This is a genomic window from Bacillus sp. SD127 (assembly GCF_058566445.1).
The window spans coordinates 193,252-209,877 of the sequence record NZ_CP191226.1; the positions used below are offsets into that span (position 1 = coordinate 193,252).

Here is a 16,626-nt window from a genome sequence, read left to right on the forward strand (position 1 = left end):
ACTCCCTTATTTTTGCATCGGCACGATAATGTCCTGCTTCTTCGCTACTTCAACGGCACGTTCATAACCCGCATCCGCATGGCGGATAATGCCCATCCCCGGATCGCTCGTTAAGACCCTGGCGAGCCGTTCGTCAGCCAGCTCACTTCCATCGGCAACTGCGACCATACCGGCATGCAGAGAATAGCCCATTCCGACGCCGCCGCCATGGTGGAAGGAAACCCAGCTTGCACCCGCGGCCGTGTTGACAAGCGCATTGAGCACAGCCCAATCGCCGACAGCGTCACTTCCATCCTTCATCGCTTCAGTTTCCCGGTTTGGAGAGGCGACAGACCCGCAGTCCAAATGATCTCTCCCAATCACGACAGGCGCTTTTAGCTCCCCGTTTCGGACCAATTCGTTAATGGCAAGGCCCATCTTTTTTCGTTCTCCATATCCAAGCCAGCAAATGCGGGACGGCAAGCCTTGGAACGTGACTTTTTCCTGTGCCATATCGATCCAGCGGTGAAGGGCCTTGTTTGCCGGGAACAGTTCTTTTAATAACGCATCCGTACGGTAAATATCTGCCGGATCACCGGAAAGTGCCGCCCAGCGGAATGGTCCTTTTCCTTCACAGAATAAGGGACGGATGTAAGCAGGGACAAACCCCGGAAAATCGAAGGCATTCTCCAGGCCTTCATCTTTAGCAACTTGCCGGATATTGTTGCCGTAGTCAAATACAATTGAGCCCTTTTGTTGAAATGCCAGCATGGCTTCCACATGTTTTTTCATGCTTTGTTTCGCAAGGCGCACATAAAGGTCTGGATTGTCTTGACGCAAGCGATCGGCTTCATCAAGTGAATAGCCCTCGGGAACGTAACCGATTAATGGGTCATGGGCAGACGTCTGATCGGTGACGATATCAATGGTGACGCCGCGGTTCAGAAGGATATGGTGAACCTCTGCCGCGTTTCCGAGAAGAGCGATGGAGAGAGGTTTTCCTGCCAGCTTTGCCTCTTCAGCCCACGCTAAGGCTTCCTCAATCGACGCTGTTTTACGGTCACAGTATTTCGTTTCAATTCGTTTGTCGATTCGATTTTCATCAACCTCGACGGCAATCACAACTCCGTCATTCATCGTGACAGACAGCGGCTGGGCGCCTCCCATTCCGCCGAGACCGGCTGTCAGCGTCAATGTTCCTTTTAAGCTGCCTCCGAAATGCTGTCTCGCGAGCTCAGCGAAGGTTTCATACGTTCCTTGCAAAATGCCTTGTGAGCCAATGTAAATCCAGCTGCCAGCTGTCATTTGCCCGTACATCATTAACCCTTTTTTCTCAAGCTCGTGGAAATGCTCCCAGTTCGCCCACTTTGGAACAAGAACAGAGTTTGCTAAAAGCACGCGCGGTGCCTGCGGGTGCGTACGGAACATGCCAACGGGTTTTCCGGATTGCACGAGCAATGTCTCATCATGTTTTAGTGTTTTCAGAGAATGCTCAATGGCGCGAAATGCATCCCAATCCCGAGCGGCTTTGCCAATCCCGCCGTATACGATTAGGTCTTCGGGCTTCTCGGCGACATCTGGATCAAGGTTGTTGCGAAGCATCCGAAGCACCGCCTCTTGTTCCCACCCTAAACATTCAAGCTCTGTCCCCCGGTTGGCACGGATTGATTTTTTTACATCAGTCATATGTTCATCCCCCTCAATTCTTCGTTCTGTTGATATGGTAATAAAGATTCCTTCTTCAGCCAGGCAGTCAAGCGTTCGATGTCATAGGAAAAAACGCGGTCCTGCTGAATAGACGGCACGACTTTTCTCATTTCTTGAAAAAGCTGTTTGGTGTAGGACGCTGCATGTTCTATGCCTCTGTATTCAACAGCCTGCAATGCGCAAATCGCTTCAATCGCAATCACTCTTCTCGTATTCGCGATCACCTGATAAGCATGCCGAGCGGCGATGGTTCCCATGCTGACATGGTCTTCTTGGTTGGCGGATGACGGAATAGAATCCACACTTGCAGGATGGGCCAGTGTTTTATTTTCAGAAACAAGCGAGGCAGCGGCGTACTGCATGATCATTGCACCGGATTGCAGACCGGGATGAGGGCTTAGGAATGGCGGCAGGTCATTCAGCTGCGGGTTCACAAGGCGCTCTATCCTGCGCTCTGCGATATTCGCAAGCTCTGATACTGCGATTTTTAGAAAATCCATGGCAAAGGCGATCGGCTGCCCGTGAAAGTTTCCGCCAGAGATGACTTTGTCACCGTCATTGAAAATAAGAGGATTGTCTGTAGCTGCGTTCATCTCAATCTCTAATTTTTCCTTCACGTAGCCTAACGTCTGCCAGGTCGCACCGTGCACTTGCGGAATACAGCGCAATGAATAGGCATCCTGGACACGCAGTTCTCCTTGAGAGGTCGTCAGGCTGCTGTCAGATAGATAAAAACGGATTCGTTCTGCGACATCGATCTGCTCCTGATAGCCGCGGGCGGAGTGAATATCCTCGTCAAACGCATCGATAATCCCGCGGAGCCCTTCAATCGTTAAGCTGGCAATGCGCTCTGTTTGATAGGCTAGTTTTTCCGCTTCAATATATGCGACCACACCCATAGCGGTCATAGCTTGTGTGCCGTTAATCAGGGCAAGCCCTTCCTTGGATGTCAGCGCTACCGGCTGAATGCCGGCTTTTTTCAAGCCTTTCATTGCTGGCATCCTTTCTCCCTTAAAAAAGACTTCTCCTTGCCCGATCAGTGCAAGCGCCAGATGGGAGAGCGGCGCCAGATCCCCGCTTGCACCAAGTGATCCCTGCTGGGGAATGACAGGATGGACGCGTTTATTTAAAAAGGCAAGCAATTGTTCAATCAGCTCCGCACGTACACCGGAAAAACCTTTTAACAGCGCATTGGCGCGCAAAAGCAGCATGGCCCTGGAAACACACTCAGGAAAAGGATCGCCGACACCGCAGGCATGTGAAAGAATTAAATTCAGCTGCAGCGCCGCCGAGTCTTCCTTCTGAATCAGGACATCACTGAATTTGCCAAATCCAGTTGTAATGCCGTATATTGTCTTTTCTTCGTGAACAATCCGCTCCACTGCCGCTCTGCTTTTTTTCACACGCTCCATACTTTCTTCGGAAGCCGCTGTCTCTTCAAAATCAAACAGCACTCGCGCGACGTCGGCTGTTGTCAATGAAGAACCGTCTAATGTCACCATAAGCCCAACTCCTTTGTCTTTACTTTGGTAAAGCGCCCATACAAAAAGGGGCTATGCTGTGAAAATCTGATTTCACGCATAGCCCCCTATCGTCTAAGATCTATGGGCTGTTTCATATGTGATTAATTCCAACGCCGAATGTTTCATGCTCAAGTCCTTTAATCGGCGCCCCGATTGTTCCGTAAAGCGAGACAGCAATCCAATCGCCTTCCGCTTCGCTTTCATAAGGATTTCCCCTCAAAACGGCGAACCTCAGGCCAACCGTCCGAAGCAGTGATCCAAGCAGCATTTCACCTCTGGTAACGCCATGTAAAGCCTCCATCGTCGCATGATAAAGCGCATGTGACTCACGGTAACCCTCGGATTGAATGACTCCGCTCTTTTTGGAAGCGGTTTCAATTGCGGCTACTACTTTATGCGCGTCCATTGATCCTACCTTGCCGAGACAGACCTTCCATCCATCTCGCTCCAGCTCCTCGACCTGTGAACGTTCTTCAGCTTCATGAAGCAGCAGAAGAACAGACAGCCGGCCGATCCGGCGCTCTTTGTGCAGTGTCATATGAATCACTCAATTCCTAAAAATTCTGATAACTATTAACTGAGTATTATATTAATTGTTTCAGCAATAGAAGTCAAAAGGTTTTTTACAGTCTTTAACAAGTTAGATTGGTATTGTGATATCGTGACGCAGAAATCTAGCACATTGCACACCATAGCAAGACAGGTGTGCGGGCGGCTGCTGTCGTACTCTAGATATGAGTTCAAATAGAAGGGGAGCGAAGTGCAGTGAAGAGCTTACATTGGGGAATCATCGGCCTTGGCGCAATCGCCTCAGATTTCGCCAAAGCGCTGAGAGAAGTAAACGGAACGGTCTATGCTGCAGGGTCACGAAGCTTGGATAAAGCCAAGGCGTTCGCCAAGGAGCATCATGTGGAAAAAGCCTATGGCAGCTACGAAGAACTGCTGCTAGATGAAAATGTTGATATTGTCTACATTGCCACTCCGCATTCAAACCACTATGAATATATAATGAAAAGCCTTCAGCATCACAAGCATGTTCTTTGTGAGAAGGCCATTACCGTCAATGCGAGACAGCTAAAGGAGATCATCGGTTTGGCTAAAGAAAAACAGCTTATTGTATCTGAAGCGATGACCATCTACCATATGCCGCTGTATAAAAAACTCTGGGAGATCGTAAAGGCGGGTCGCATCGGGCCCCTTAAAATGGTTCAAGTCTCCTTTGGAACGTGCAAGCCATACGACGTCACAAACCGGTTCTTTAATCAGGAACTGGCTGGCGGCGCACTCTTAGACACAGGAGCCTATGCGCTCTCGTTCGCAAGATATTTTCTCACGAGCCAGCCGAATGAGATCCTCAGCACGGCCAAGCCGACTGATACAGGTGTAGACGAGCAGTCAGGCATCATCTTAAAAAACACCGACAGCGAAATAGCCGTCATATCGCTGACCATGCGCGCAAAAATGCCAAAAAGAGGCGTAGTCGCTGGAGAAAACGGCTTTATCACAGTCGACGATTTTACAAGGCCGGACAAAGCACTCATTACGTACGCCAATGGAAAAACAGAGGTGATTGAAGAAGGAGAAACTGCAAAAGGGTTGAACTATGAAGTAGAGGATATGCAAAATGCAGTCCTGCATCAAACAGGCAGCCAAACCATCAGTCTCTCCCTGGATGTCATGAGCATCATGGACAATGTAAGACAACAGTGGGGAATCACCTATCCGTTTGAATATGAAAACATCCGGCCTTCCTAAAGGGCGGGTGTTCCTTCATGAAATGTAAGCGCTTAAAAATTTAATAAAAAAGAGAGGCGAACTGTACAGATGTTCAACCGATTGTTTCGTGTATGTTTTCTTGCTGCTCTTCTCATGGCTTTCACCCTGCCCAACGCTGCCCATGCACAAAAGGCAGAAAAACCCGCCTTTAAAGAAGTCAGCGTCCATGATCCTTCCATCATTGAGACGAACGGCAGCTTTTACGTTTTCGGATCTCACTTAGCTTCAGCGAAAACAAATGACCTCATGCAATGGCAGCAGCTGACTAGCAGTGTCAGCAACAATAACCCTCTTATTCCCAATGTCTATGAAGAATTAAAAGATACCTTCGAATGGGCGCAATCCGATACCCTGTGGGCGGCTGATGTCGCGCAGCTGGCGGACGGCAAATACTATATGTACTACAACGCCTGCCGCGGTGACTCACCAAGATCCGCCATGGGAGTGGCCGTCGCTGACAACATCGAAGGGCCCTATAAAAACAAGGGCATCTTTTTGAAATCAGGCATGGAAGGCACAAGCAATGACGGAACACCGTATGACGCAACAAAACACCCGAACGTCGTAGACCCGCACACCTTTTTTGATAAAAACGGCAAGCTGTGGATGGTGTACGGTTCATATTCAGGCGGCATTTTCATCCTGGAAATGAATCCGAAAACTGGCTTCCCGCTCCCTGGACAGGGGTACGGCAAAAAACTGCTCGGCGGCAACCACAGCAGAATCGAAGGCCCATATATCCTCTACAATCCAGACACCAACTACTACTACTTATACCTATCATATGGCGGTCTAGACGCAACAGGCGGCTACAACATCCGTGTCGCCCGCTCCAAAAAACCAGATGGCCCGTATTATGACGCAGAGGGCAATCCAATGATTGATGTCAAAGGCAAAGAAGGCACATTCTTCGATGACCGCTCCATTGAGCCGTACGGCGTCAAACTCATGGGCAGCTATTCATTTGAAACAGAAACTGAAAAAGGAGCCGGATACGTCTCACCGGGCCACAACTCAGCCTATTATGACGAAAAAACCGGCCGTTCTTATTTAATCTTCCACACCCGCTTCCCGGGCAGAGGTGAAGAACACGAAGTCAGGGTCCACCAGATGTTCATGAACAAAGACGGCTGGCCGGTAGCAGCGCCATATCGATACGCAGGTGAAACACTGAAAAAAGTAAAGCAAAAAGACATCACAGGAACATACAAACTCATCCAGCACGGAAAAGATATCTCAGCCGACATCAAAAAAACCATCAACATTCAGCTCAACAAAGACCACACCATTTCCGGGGAAATGACCGGAACGTGGAAGAAAACTGGAAATGACGCAGCCGAAATCACGTTAGCCGGCAAGACGTATAATGGCGTATTTTTACGCCAGTGGGATTCGGTGAGAGAGAAGAACGTGATGACGTTTAGTGTGTTGAATGGCAGCAGTGAGGCTGTTTGGGGAACTAAATAAGATGGAGAAGCGCCTTCGTAGGAAGGCGTTTTTTATCGTATTTATTGACTATAAGCAAAAGTCCAACGGAAGAAAAAAACAGAACGGGAATAAGTTTAAAGACCTAAACTTAAAGTCCTCCTTGTGCTTGTTATCCCCGCTGTAAAATTGCAGACATAGAGTTTTTAGCAATTTAGAACCGGTGTAACTCTTTCTAAGACAAACCTTTTTACCTATTTATCCAATATGACCCATCATGTAATATGAAAATAGTCTGTATTGTAAAGAATTGACACAGTTTGATAGAAACACGAGGTGTTGCGGCATGCATAGTGAAATGTTGTTACATTCGGTCAAAGCCGACTTACATGAAAAACAGGAACAGATCCATCAGTTAAAACGAGTGCTGCACGAAATCAGGCAAATCAAACACGAATTTTCCGAGGTCCAGCATCTCATTCATCGGCCTCATCTTAATGGGAATGCATGGAGAGGAACACATGCTGAGCGGTTTGAAGATATTCGTGAAGGAATGAACAAAGCATACCGTCAAATCAAAAGCGAACAAGTCAACGGAATCATCGAAAGCTTCGAAGGAAAAATCCACTCATTAGAGGGAGACGTCTATTCCATAAGACGCCAAATCACGAGAATAGAGCATGAAATAGAGAAGGAAAAACATAAAAAGTGAGGTGAGCGCAAATGGCACAGGAAATCAAAATGGTCTATGGAACCGTCAAACAGGGACTTTCTCAGCTTAAGAACTCAGCTGAACTCAAGTCCTCCTTGCCCGGCCATCTCTCAGGACGAAACCATTTGAATGTTGTAAAGTCCATCGAGCAATTAAATGAGGACATCAAAGAGCTCACTGAAGCATATGCATCCGTTCTGGCCAAGCATATCGCACAAACGGAAAGCGCGGTAAACGCCATGAAGGAAACGGACGAAAACATATCATCTTCCATGAAATAAAGCGCGGGAGGACAAGGGATTGAAAACATTAGATGTCCACGCTCTTCACGAGGGCATTCAGCATACGATTGAGAAACTGGACAAGCAAAAACAGCAGCTGGAGAAGCTGGAAAAAAGTGTTGAGCATCTGGCAGGCATGAAGGATGCGTTAAAAGGAAAAGGCGGAGATGCCATCCGGACCTTTTACGAGGAGTGCCACAAGCCTTTTCTCCTTTTCTTTGGCATGTTTATCGACGAATACAAAAAAGTGCTGAAGCAAACACAGCATGCGATTTCCTCTGTAGAATCTGACTCCCACGGCATGATTGCGGAGGCTTTTCTCTCACACGATGCCAGACATGGGATCAAGCATGCACGAGAAGTGACAGAGCAGCTCACAGACGCAGTGAATCGGCAGACATCAGCCATCGGCCACATCGTCAGCCTGCCGAAAGTCAATGACTCCTTTTTTCGGTTGGAAACAGAACAGGCTGAGCGGCTGATTACAGACACCCTGAATAAGCTCTTTCAATTTGACGGCCAACAAACCCAAGCTCTAGAAACGGCAAAATCAGATTTTCAAACGATGAAAAACTATATCGATCAGCTCGAAACCATGTACACCGGTCCGAAAATTGAGATCACAGGCTACAAAAGCGGCTCCATCTTGAAATCACAGGAAGAAGAAAAGATCAACCAAACCTTCGGCGCCATCAATCCGCAAATGAAACAGCCGGATGATTCACCGATGGAGATGATGTTGAAGAAACTGGAGAAACATAAGCAATCAAACGTTGATTCTGTGATAATGGATGACAAACAACAAAAGATCGAGCGTGAGATTTATGGTGATGACAGTAACTTGACGGTACTGCAGAAAGAAGCAGCAGCCCACCCGAAAGTCTATGGAGACATACGGGTGATAAATGATAAACTATATAATCATAAAGGATTAAAAAAGATAGATACGATAGAAGTGATTGACGAACTAACTCGTGATACTGAAAGCATCGACTACGTCGGCGGCAAATATTATGTATATGAAAACGGCCAAATTGTGAGAGAACTCTACGCTGGAGGGAAAAAGCGGCTAGAAGAAGTGTCTTACATTCCAGAGGATAAAGTAGGCGGAGCTAAGCCAATTGATTCGTTTCTTGCCGGAACTCAATATGAATTTATTGAGTGGGTAAGCCCTCAGGGTGCTGTTAAAAAATTGGCGGTCCGAGGCGGGAAGCGTGTTGTCACAGATGTGGCTAAACATGTAGTGGAGAAGGATATAAAGGGAGACGTAAAAAAGAAACCTTCTAAAGGCAGTGTTAATAGTAAGTGGTGGCATCCTGGATATGTAGATAATTTAAGCTCTTCCCAAACGGTTATAGGAATAAAAAATTCCCCTAAAGGTTTATCAACTCTTGGTAGCTCAACACGTCAGAATGCACTAGATGCAGGAAAAGGCTGGGTTGGTCAAGGAGCGGAAAAAATGTATGATAAAGCAGGAAATTTTTTAGGGTACAAAAGTGTAGATAAAATGAGAGCTTTCAGATTGCAATATAAACCAAAGGAAAAAATGTGGAGAGCGAACTTCACTGAAAATGAAATTACTGTTGTAGGATCAAAAACAGAATTAAGAAATGTACATGTTGATATTTTAGATTAAAAGGTGGGATATAATTATGTTAGAAATTAAAGCTTTAACTAAAGACTATGAAAATTGGGGTGAGGACGCTGATGATTTCTACGTTTCATTTGAACTTGACGTAGGATTGCCTGATATACCAGGTGCTTCTGATTTATTTACTTTTAATATTATTAGCCCTAAAAGATTGGATAAGATACTTGAAAGTACAAAAATTGAATTAGGTCATGGATATCTCATAATGAGAGATTTTAATATAAAAACTGTCAATTCTACTGTAGAGACTATCATGAATAAATGTAAAGACGATGACTATGATAAGTATATGAATAATTTAGCTCAATACTTTAAATTACAAGGATAACACCAAAAGAGTTGTTGGCTAGTCGCTTATAGTTATACTAAAAGAATATGAATATATCGGAACTGTAATCAATTTCGGATTTAATACACATGTTATATGATAAACAACTAGAGGTTTTTCATGTTAGAAGAGATTCCTGGTTATAAAAGTCTCACGTCATAACTATTTTAATTAAATGGTTTTGAGGGCCCTCTGGTTTGCTTCCTAGTGAGTAGCTTTAGAGTAGTGTAGTGGTAACTGTTTTACCTTGATTGGCAAAGTGCCTTTCAAGGTTTTTTAATAAAAATAATCTTTTATAAAGCTAATTCATAAACCCTTTCTCCTTTTCTCTGGCATGTTTATCGACGAATACAAAAAAGTGCTGAAACAAACACAGCATGCGATTTCCTCTGTAGAATCTGACTCCAACGGCATGATCGCAGAGGCTTTTCTCTCACACGACGCGAGACACGGGGTCAAGCATGCACGAGAAGTGACAGAACAGCTCACTGACGCAGTGAATCGCCAGACATCAGCTATCGACCACATCGTCAGCCTGCCGACAGTCAATGACTCCTTTTTCCGGATGGAAACAGAACAGGCTGAGCGACTGATTTCGGACACCCTGAATAAGCTCTTTCAATTTGACGGCCAGCAAACTCAAGCACTAGAAACGGCAAAATCAGATTTTCAAACGATGAAAAAATATATAGACCAGCTCGAAACCATGTACACCGGTCTGAAAATTGAAATCACAGGATACAAAACCGGCTCCATCTTGAAATCACAGGAAGAAGAAAACATCAACCAAGCCTTCGGCGCGATTAACCCGCAAATGAAACAGCCGGATGAATCACTGATGGAGTTGATGTTGAAGAAATTAGCCGAGAAAGAAAAGTCTAAAGTCGATTCAGTTGTCAAAACGCCTCATTCTAAAAAGGTAAATAAAAATATCATTCATCAGAAGATTTTAATTTCGGATTATGTATAGAACGCACAGAATATCACTATGAATTTTGTGTCTGGGGATTATCAGAAAAAAAACAAAAAATGTAGGAGACCTTGATTGGCATTAGCCTTTCAAGGCTTTTAAATATTGAGCCATAGCCTAAAGAAATCGGACTTTTGAGTTTAAGGTGATAATAGAGAGTGAAGAAAATAGATGAGAAATTTTTATTGAGAAAAATAAATGAATCGTTATTAATCATTCAGATTGTTTTGCCGCTAGCAGGAATATTTTTATAAATCATGACAGCCTGGTTAGCAAAGGTCAATCAAGTTCACGATATAGAGTTATATGTGATTGCTGGTTTTTCATATGGTGTATTTTTCTTTTTGTTCCCTTTAGATATTTATATATTCAGGAAAAGAATACTTATAAAAAAAATTAAATAATATAGAGGGATATAAATAGAGTTTCTAAAGGGTGAGCATACACTTGAAGAACCAGGATCTTCTATGATTTATTAGATGATGAATGATTTAAAGATTTACCCCAAAATGAAATATCTATCAGGATTATTATTCCGTTACCTCTCCCTTAAAGGAGCAAGATGACATGTTATCGATCAATAAACAAGAGGACCCTGTTTTTCAGTTTTTAGCTTGAACATTCCATCAGGATATTGAATCTCCCGATGACGCTTTACAAGAGTTATTAACAGAGGAAAGTAAGGAATATTTGGAGTATGCTATTGTCTTTTTAACGGGTTTTATTGAAAATGAGCATTCAGACAATGAGAAAAATGATTACATTCAATCTTGCGCAGATGGCGTGTATTTTCCTGCGTTTAATTTAGAACCAATTGATTGGCTAAAAAATGTAATAGTGCAAATAAAGAAGTCTTTAAATAAAATTTAAACGATAACGATTCTTAACCTTGATTGGAAAAAATGCCTTTCAAGGTTTTTTAATAACAATAATTTTTTATTGAAGTTAATAATAAGTTTAAATCTTTATTATTACCTTTGTACTAGAATCGATACTCTTAGTCAATATTAAAAATGAAAGCGTTGACATCCCATAAATCTAGTGCTAAAGTATACCTACAAAACAAATACAGCGACCCGTCAGGATTGTTACTGCGAAAGCAGGCAAAACCTAAATGGTACAGGTGCAGGAGGAGACTCTCGCAATCTGTGTCATTTAGGTTTTTTTTATTCTCATTTTGGAGGTGATGCAGCATTAAATACAAAAAAAGCTGGAGAAAGGCGGCCACCTTTCATCCAGCCAGTTCCCCCAAAAAAAGGAGGTATACACATGGATTATGATAAATTATCGAGAGACATATTACAACTCGTAGGCGGTGAAGAAAACGTTCAGCGCGTGATTCACTGCATGACGAGACTGCGTTTTAATCTTTATGACAATTCGAAAGCGGATCGGAGTCAATTGGAGCAGCTGCCGGGTGTGATGGGCACCAATATCAGCGGCGAGCAGTTTCAAATTATCATCGGAAATGATGTGCCGAAGGTGTATCAGGCGATTTTGCAAAACAGCAGCCTCAGTGATGAAAAGAGCGCCGGGGCATCTGGCCAGAAAAAGAATGTGCTGAGTGCGGTCTTTGATGTGATTTCTGGTGTGTTTACACCGATTCTGCCTGCGATTGCGGGAGCGGGGATGATCAAAGGGCTCGTTGCGTTAGCGGTCACATTCGGCTGGATAGCGGAAAAGAGCCAGGTCCATGTCATTCTGTCAGCTGTTGGTGACGGTGCGTTCTACTTTCTTCCGCTCCTGCTTGCGATGAGTGCGGCGAGAAAGTTTGGAAGCAATCCGTATGTAGCGGCGGCGATTGCAGCGGCGATTCTGCATCCGGATCTGACGGCGCTGCTCAGTTCAGGGAAGAGCATTTCCTTTATCGGGCTTCCTGTAACCGCTGCCACTTATTCATCAACGGTCATCCCGATTTTGCTTGCGATTTGGATCGCATCGTATGTGGAAAAATGGATTGACCGAATCACGCATTCTTCTCTCAAATTGATTGTCGTTCCGACCCTGACATTATTGATTGTCGTGCCGCTGACATTGATTACAGTTGGTCCGCTGGGTGCTATTTTAGGAGAATACTTGTCTGTCGGCGTAAACTATTTATTTGCTCATGCCGGGCTTGTGGCGATGATTTTGCTTGCGGGAACGTTCTCTTTGATCATTATGACGGGCATGCATTATGCATTGGTGCCGATCATGATTAACAACATCGCGCAAAACGGCCATGATTATTTGCTGCCCGCCATGTTTTTGGCGAATATGGGGCAGGCCGGCGCATCTTTTGCGGTTTTTCTTCGCTCCAGAAATAAGAAATTTAAATCGCTTGCGCTTACCACAAGTGTGACGGCGCTGATGGGAATTACAGAACCCGCGATGTACGGCGTTAATATGCGATTGAAAAAACCGTTTGCGGCCGCTTTACTTGGCGGTGCGGCTGGCGGCGCATTTTACGGCGTTACGGGTGTCGCTTCCTACATTGTCGGAGGCAACGCAGGGCTGCCGAGTATCCCGGTCTTTATCGGCCCAACGTTTATTTACGCGATAATTGGTCTTGTGATTGCGTTTGTTGCGGGAACAGCGGCAGCTTATCTTATTGGATTCGAGGATGTACCGTCTGAAAGTGATCAGCAGCCTTCTGTGACAAATGGCCATGAGGGCAGCGGAGAAATCATTCACAGTCCGATTAAAGGTGAAGTCAAGGCATTAAGCGAAGTCAATGACGGAGTGTTTTCTGCCGGGATTATGGGAAAAGGATTTGCTATTGAGCCGGAAGAAGGAGAAGTGGTTTCACCTGTGTATGGAAGCGTTACCACCGTTTTTAAAACAAAGCACGCCATTGGCATTACGAGTGATCAGGGAGCTGAAATCCTCATACACATTGGATTGGACACTGTCAAACTGGAGGGCCAATGGTTCACGGCTCATGTCAAAGAAGGCGACAAGGTCGCGCCTGGAGATCCTCTCGTTTCCTTTGATCTGGAACAGATTAAAGCAGCTGGATATGACGTGATCACCCCGGTTATCGTCACTAACACAGACCGATATTCATTTTCGCCGGTAAAAGAAATCGGCAGGGTTCAAACAAAAGAAGCGCTGCTTGCTTTATCTTAAAAAATAAACTGATGAGGTGAACTGTAATGAGTGCAAATGCAAAACGATTTCCAGAAGGATTTTTATGGGGCGGCGCGGTCGCTGCCAACCAAGTTGAGGGTGCTTATAACGAGGGCTGCAAGGGACTTTCGACAGCTGATGTATCACCGAACGGCATCATGTCTCCATTTGATGAATCGATGACTTCTTTAAATCTGTATCATACCGGAATTGATTTTTATCATCGTTATAAAGAGGATATTGCCTTATTTGCAGAAATGGGTTTCAAAGCGTTCCGGACTTCGATTGCGTGGACAAGAATTTTTCCGAATGGCGATGAAGAGGAGCCAAATGAAGAAGGCCTCAAATTTTATGATGATCTGTTTGATGAGCTGTTAAAGCATCATATTGAGCCAGTCGTGACCATCTCTCATTATGAAATGCCGCTCGGTCTTGTGAAACATTATGGCGGCTGGAAGAACCGCAAAGTCATAGAGTTTTATGAACGCTATGCCAGAACTGTTTTCAAACGCTATCAACACAAAGTGAAGTACTGGATGACATTCAACGAAATTAATGTGGTCCTCCATGCACCGTTTACAGGCGGCGGTCTTGTTTTTGAAGAAGGAGAACATCAATTGAACGCGATGTACCAGGCCGCACATCACCAGTTTGTCGCCAGCGCCCTTGCCGTTAAAGCGGGGCATGAGATCATTCCCGACTCAAAAATTGGCTGTATGATCGCCGCGACAACAACCTATCCGATGACCTCTAAGCCGGAGGATGTCTTCGCGGCAATGGAGAATGAGCGCAAAACACTTTTCTTCTCAGATGTGCAGGCAAGAGGTGCGTACCCGGGATATATGAAACGCTATCTGGCAGAAAACAATATTGAAATTGAAATGGCTGAAGGCGATGAGGAATTGTTGAAAAAACATACGGTCGATTACATCGGATTTAGCTACTACATGTCCATGGCGGCGAGCACTGATCCTGAAGATCTTGCGAAATCAGGAGGCAATCTGCTGGGCGGAGTCAAAAACCCTTATTTGACATCATCAGAATGGGGCTGGCAGATTGACCCGAAAGGCTTGCGCATCACGCTCAATACCTTATACGACCGTTATCAAAAGCCGCTGTTCATTGTGGAAAACGGCCTTGGCGCTGTGGACAAAGTTGACGAGGACGGCACGATCCAGGACGATTACAGAATCAACTATCTGCGAGAACATTTAATTGAAGCACGGGAAGCCATTGCGGACGGCGTTGATTTAATCGGATACACATCATGGGGACCGATTGACCTTGTCAGCGCGTCCACTGCCGAAATGAAAAAACGCTATGGCTACATTTATGTTGATCGAGACAATGAGGGGAACGGAACATTGAATCGCATCAAGAAAAAAAGCTTCGGCTGGTATCAGCAGGTCATTGCCACAAACGGAGAAAGTCTCTGACAACTTTATGAATAAACATACACCTCAATTGACAATAACAGACAGCAGGCGGACAATAAAAGAGAAAGATGAACCACCCACAGTCCGAAAGGCGGGAAGCGTATGTTTAACAAAATGTTAGTTGCGATTGACGGGTCAGAAATGAGTGCAAAAGCCCTTGATGCCGCAGTGCATCTGGCAAAAGAACAGCAGGCAGAACTAAGCATCCTTCATGTGGGGAGAGAAGCCGTCGTAGCGACTTCTTCTCTGACCGGGATTGTCTATGTACCAGAATATTTTATTGATGAAATCAGGCAAGAAGTGAAAAAAGAAGGCTTACACATCCTTGAGAACGCGAAAGCGAAAGCGGCCGAGAGCGGTGTTCAAGCCGACATCATTTACGCACAGGGAGAGCCGGCACACGAAATTTTAAATACCGCAAAAGAGAAAGGCGTTAGCCTGATCGTAGTAGGAAGCCGGGGCATCAGCGGCCTGAAAGAAATGATGCTTGGAAGCGTCAGCCATAAAGTGTCTCAATTATCACCTTGTCCTGTATTAATTGTTCGATAGATAAGAAGAAAAAAGCGCCTACAAGGCGCTTTTTTTATGTATAGATTCGTAAAATAACTCTGGGTGATTTATGGAACTGCTTCCTTTATAATAGTATCAATATGTAAAAAAGAGGATTTTCTCTTATATCTGCAGATAGCTATACTGGGGGGCATTTGATGCAGCAAAATCTCATATTACAAAAACAAAAATCAACAGCCGTGCTGAAAATGGTCATTTCCATGGTGATTTTCGGTTCCATTGGCTTTTTCTCTGAGCATACCAATCTGCCGTCGTTTGAATTGGTATTCGTTCGCTGTCTGTGCGCGACGCTATTTTTAAGCTTTTGCTGGCTGGTGTCCGGTCAGCATAAAACTGAAAAATGGAGCAAGCGGGAAGTCCTGCAAACTTTAGCTTGCGGTTTCTTTCTGGTATTCAATTGGGTCTTCTTATTTAAGTCTTTTGAAGAAACGTCAGTTACAATTGCCATCTCTGTATACCACCTTGCACCTGTGCTTGTTCTTCTCCTGGGGAGTATTATCTATAGAGAAAAATTAAATGTGATCTCCGTCAGCTCCATTATCATCTGCTTTCTTGGAACGGCGCTGATTTCCGGGATTAACGGCAGCACTTCATTGACACAGCTGATGGGATCAGGAATCATTTGGGCAGTTCTCGCCGCACTGTTTTATGCGTTCACCACTTTATTGGGAAAAGGCATTCAAAACCTCAGCCCTTACACGACCACCTTCCTGCAAACCGGTTTAGGGGTTATCATCCTGATTCCGTTTATTCACTTCGGCGCTTTTGCAAACCTGTCTCAGGGAAACTGGATCATGGTCGTCTCCACTGGCATTATTCATACAGGTATTGTGTATTTGCTGTTTTTTGACAGTTTGCGATTTTTATCAACGAAATTTATTTCGGTCATTGTCTTCCTCGACCCCGCTGTCGCGATTGTGCTCGATACCGTGTTTACGGGATTCCGCCCGGATCTTTTTCAGACACTCGGCATTGCAATGATCTTTGCGGGTATGGCTTTGACGCTTGTCAGGAGGCAGGGGAAGGCGGATGCAGCTGCTGAAGAAAAGGATTTAGAACAATTTCAATCATGATAGAAAAAAGTGTAAAGGCCTTAAATGGGCCTTTTTTTGGTTTTTTGGGTCTTTTTGCTCTTTTTAAATCTTAAAATAAGATAAATT

At 44.8% G+C, this 16,626-nt stretch carries 14 protein-coding genes and 2 pseudogenes; 13 read left to right on the forward strand and 3 right to left on the reverse strand.

Features of this window, described 5'->3' with window-relative positions; translation table 11 throughout:
* Positions 1–6 precede the first annotated feature (6 nt).
* The 3 genes from hutU to hutP form a co-directional block, all read right to left on the reverse strand.
* Entirely contained in the window at positions 7–1,665 is a 1,659-nt protein-coding gene (gene hutU, locus ACQVGS_RS01070) for a urocanate hydratase (RefSeq protein WP_095712654.1), read from the reverse strand.
* Positions 1,662–3,188 (reverse strand): histidine ammonia-lyase, encoded by a 1,527-nt coding sequence (gene hutH / locus ACQVGS_RS01075; RefSeq protein WP_286109108.1) that lies wholly within the window; start codon positions 3,186–3,188, stop codon positions 1,662–1,664. The genes hutU and hutH overlap by 4 nt, the downstream gene beginning before the upstream one ends.
* 112 nt (positions 3,189–3,300) lie before the next feature.
* On the reverse strand, positions 3,301–3,747 hold the full coding sequence (hutP, locus tag ACQVGS_RS01080; RefSeq protein ID WP_127696305.1) for a histidine utilization transcription antiterminator HutP: 447 nt from the start codon (positions 3,745–3,747) through the stop codon (positions 3,301–3,303).
* A 227-nt stretch (positions 3,748–3,974) separates the two neighbouring features.
* Here hutP and ACQVGS_RS01085 point away from each other — a divergent pair, with 227 nt between their 5' ends.
* The 13 genes and pseudogenes from ACQVGS_RS01085 to ACQVGS_RS01145 all read left to right on the forward strand — a co-directional run bounded on the left by ACQVGS_RS01085 (position 3,975) and on the right by ACQVGS_RS01145 (position 16,539).
* Positions 3,975–4,964 (forward strand): Gfo/Idh/MocA family protein, encoded by a 990-nt coding sequence (locus tag ACQVGS_RS01085; protein WP_286109107.1) that lies wholly within the window; start codon positions 3,975–3,977, stop codon positions 4,962–4,964.
* A gap of 69 nt (positions 4,965–5,033) precedes the next feature.
* Positions 5,034–6,452 carry an arabinan endo-1,5-alpha-L-arabinosidase AbnB gene (abnB, locus tag ACQVGS_RS01090; protein ID WP_286109106.1) on the forward strand — a complete coding sequence of 473 codons (1,419 nt, stop codon included), beginning with the start codon at positions 5,034–5,036 and terminating at the stop codon, positions 6,450–6,452.
* A 304-nt stretch (positions 6,453–6,756) separates the two neighbouring features.
* The gene (locus ACQVGS_RS01095; RefSeq protein ID WP_286109105.1) at positions 6,757–7,122 is read left to right on the forward strand and encodes a YwqH-like family protein; all 366 of its coding nucleotides are present in this window, start codon (positions 6,757–6,759) and stop codon (positions 7,120–7,122) included.
* 11 nt (positions 7,123–7,133) lie between these two features.
* Positions 7,134–7,403, forward strand: a complete 270-nt coding sequence (locus ACQVGS_RS01100; RefSeq protein WP_014481382.1) for a YwqI/YxiC family protein — start codon at positions 7,134–7,136, stop codon at positions 7,401–7,403.
* A gap of 19 nt (positions 7,404–7,422) precedes the next feature.
* Positions 7,423–9,039: a ribonuclease YeeF family protein gene (locus ACQVGS_RS01105; RefSeq protein ID WP_400152975.1), complete on the forward strand. Its 1,617-nt coding sequence runs from the start codon at positions 7,423–7,425 to the stop codon at positions 9,037–9,039.
* Positions 9,040–9,055: 16 nt separating this feature from the next.
* A complete protein-coding gene (locus tag ACQVGS_RS01110; protein ID WP_014481380.1) occupies positions 9,056–9,382 on the forward strand; it encodes an Imm8 family immunity protein in 327 nt (108 codons plus the stop codon).
* Positions 9,383–9,683: 301 nt separating this feature from the next.
* Positions 9,684–10,319 (forward strand): annotated as a pseudogene (locus ACQVGS_RS01115) (T7SS effector LXG polymorphic toxin); the annotation flags it as partial.
* A 29-nt stretch (positions 10,320–10,348) separates the two neighbouring features.
* Entirely contained in the window at positions 10,349–10,417 is a 69-nt protein-coding gene (locus tag ACQVGS_RS01120; protein WP_420902047.1) for a hypothetical protein, read from the forward strand.
* Between the two features lie 502 nt (positions 10,418–10,919).
* A pseudogene (locus tag ACQVGS_RS01125) lies at positions 10,920–11,222 on the forward strand (contact-dependent growth inhibition system immunity protein).
* A gap of 399 nt (positions 11,223–11,621) precedes the next feature.
* Positions 11,622–13,460, forward strand: a complete 1,839-nt coding sequence (locus ACQVGS_RS01130) for a beta-glucoside-specific PTS transporter subunit IIABC (RefSeq protein ID WP_286109103.1) — start codon at positions 11,622–11,624, stop codon at positions 13,458–13,460.
* 26 nt (positions 13,461–13,486) lie between these two features.
* Complete coding sequence (gene bglH, locus ACQVGS_RS01135) at positions 13,487–14,896, forward strand: aryl-phospho-beta-d-glucosidase (protein ID WP_286109102.1); 1,410 nt, start codon at positions 13,487–13,489, stop codon at positions 14,894–14,896.
* A 102-nt stretch (positions 14,897–14,998) separates the two neighbouring features.
* Positions 14,999–15,445, forward strand: coding sequence for a universal stress protein (locus ACQVGS_RS01140; RefSeq protein ID WP_491830743.1), 447 nt, complete (start codon positions 14,999–15,001; stop codon positions 15,443–15,445).
* A gap of 158 nt (positions 15,446–15,603) precedes the next feature.
* The gene (locus ACQVGS_RS01145) at positions 15,604–16,539 is read left to right on the forward strand and encodes a DMT family transporter (RefSeq protein WP_263463433.1); all 936 of its coding nucleotides are present in this window, start codon (positions 15,604–15,606) and stop codon (positions 16,537–16,539) included.
* Positions 16,540–16,626: the final 87 nt, after the last annotated feature.

Bases quoted from the DNA above. Each gene is read 5' to 3' on its own strand.
- hutU (WP_095712654.1), bottom strand. From the start codon at position 1,665: ATGACTGATGTAAAAAAATCAATCCGTGCCAACCGGGGGACAGAGCTT.
- hutH (WP_286109108.1), bottom strand. From the start codon at position 3,188: ATGGTGACATTAGACGGTTCTTCATTGACAACAGCCGACGTCGCGCGA.
- hutP (WP_127696305.1), bottom strand. From the start codon at position 3,747: ATGACACTGCACAAAGAGCGCCGGATCGGCCGGCTGTCTGTTCTTCTG.
- abnB (WP_286109106.1), top strand. From the start codon at position 5,034: ATGTTCAACCGATTGTTTCGTGTATGTTTTCTTGCTGCTCTTCTCATG.
- ACQVGS_RS01095 (WP_286109105.1), top strand. From the start codon at position 6,757: ATGCATAGTGAAATGTTGTTACATTCGGTCAAAGCCGACTTACATGAA.
- ACQVGS_RS01100 (WP_014481382.1), top strand. From the start codon at position 7,134: ATGGCACAGGAAATCAAAATGGTCTATGGAACCGTCAAACAGGGACTT.
- ACQVGS_RS01110 (WP_014481380.1), top strand. From the start codon at position 9,056: ATGTTAGAAATTAAAGCTTTAACTAAAGACTATGAAAATTGGGGTGAG.
- ACQVGS_RS01130 (WP_286109103.1), top strand. From the start codon at position 11,622: ATGGATTATGATAAATTATCGAGAGACATATTACAACTCGTAGGCGGT.
- bglH (WP_286109102.1), top strand. From the start codon at position 13,487: ATGAGTGCAAATGCAAAACGATTTCCAGAAGGATTTTTATGGGGCGGC.
- ACQVGS_RS01140 (WP_491830743.1), top strand. From the start codon at position 14,999: ATGTTTAACAAAATGTTAGTTGCGATTGACGGGTCAGAAATGAGTGCA.
- ACQVGS_RS01145 (WP_263463433.1), top strand. From the start codon at position 15,604: ATGCAGCAAAATCTCATATTACAAAAACAAAAATCAACAGCCGTGCTG.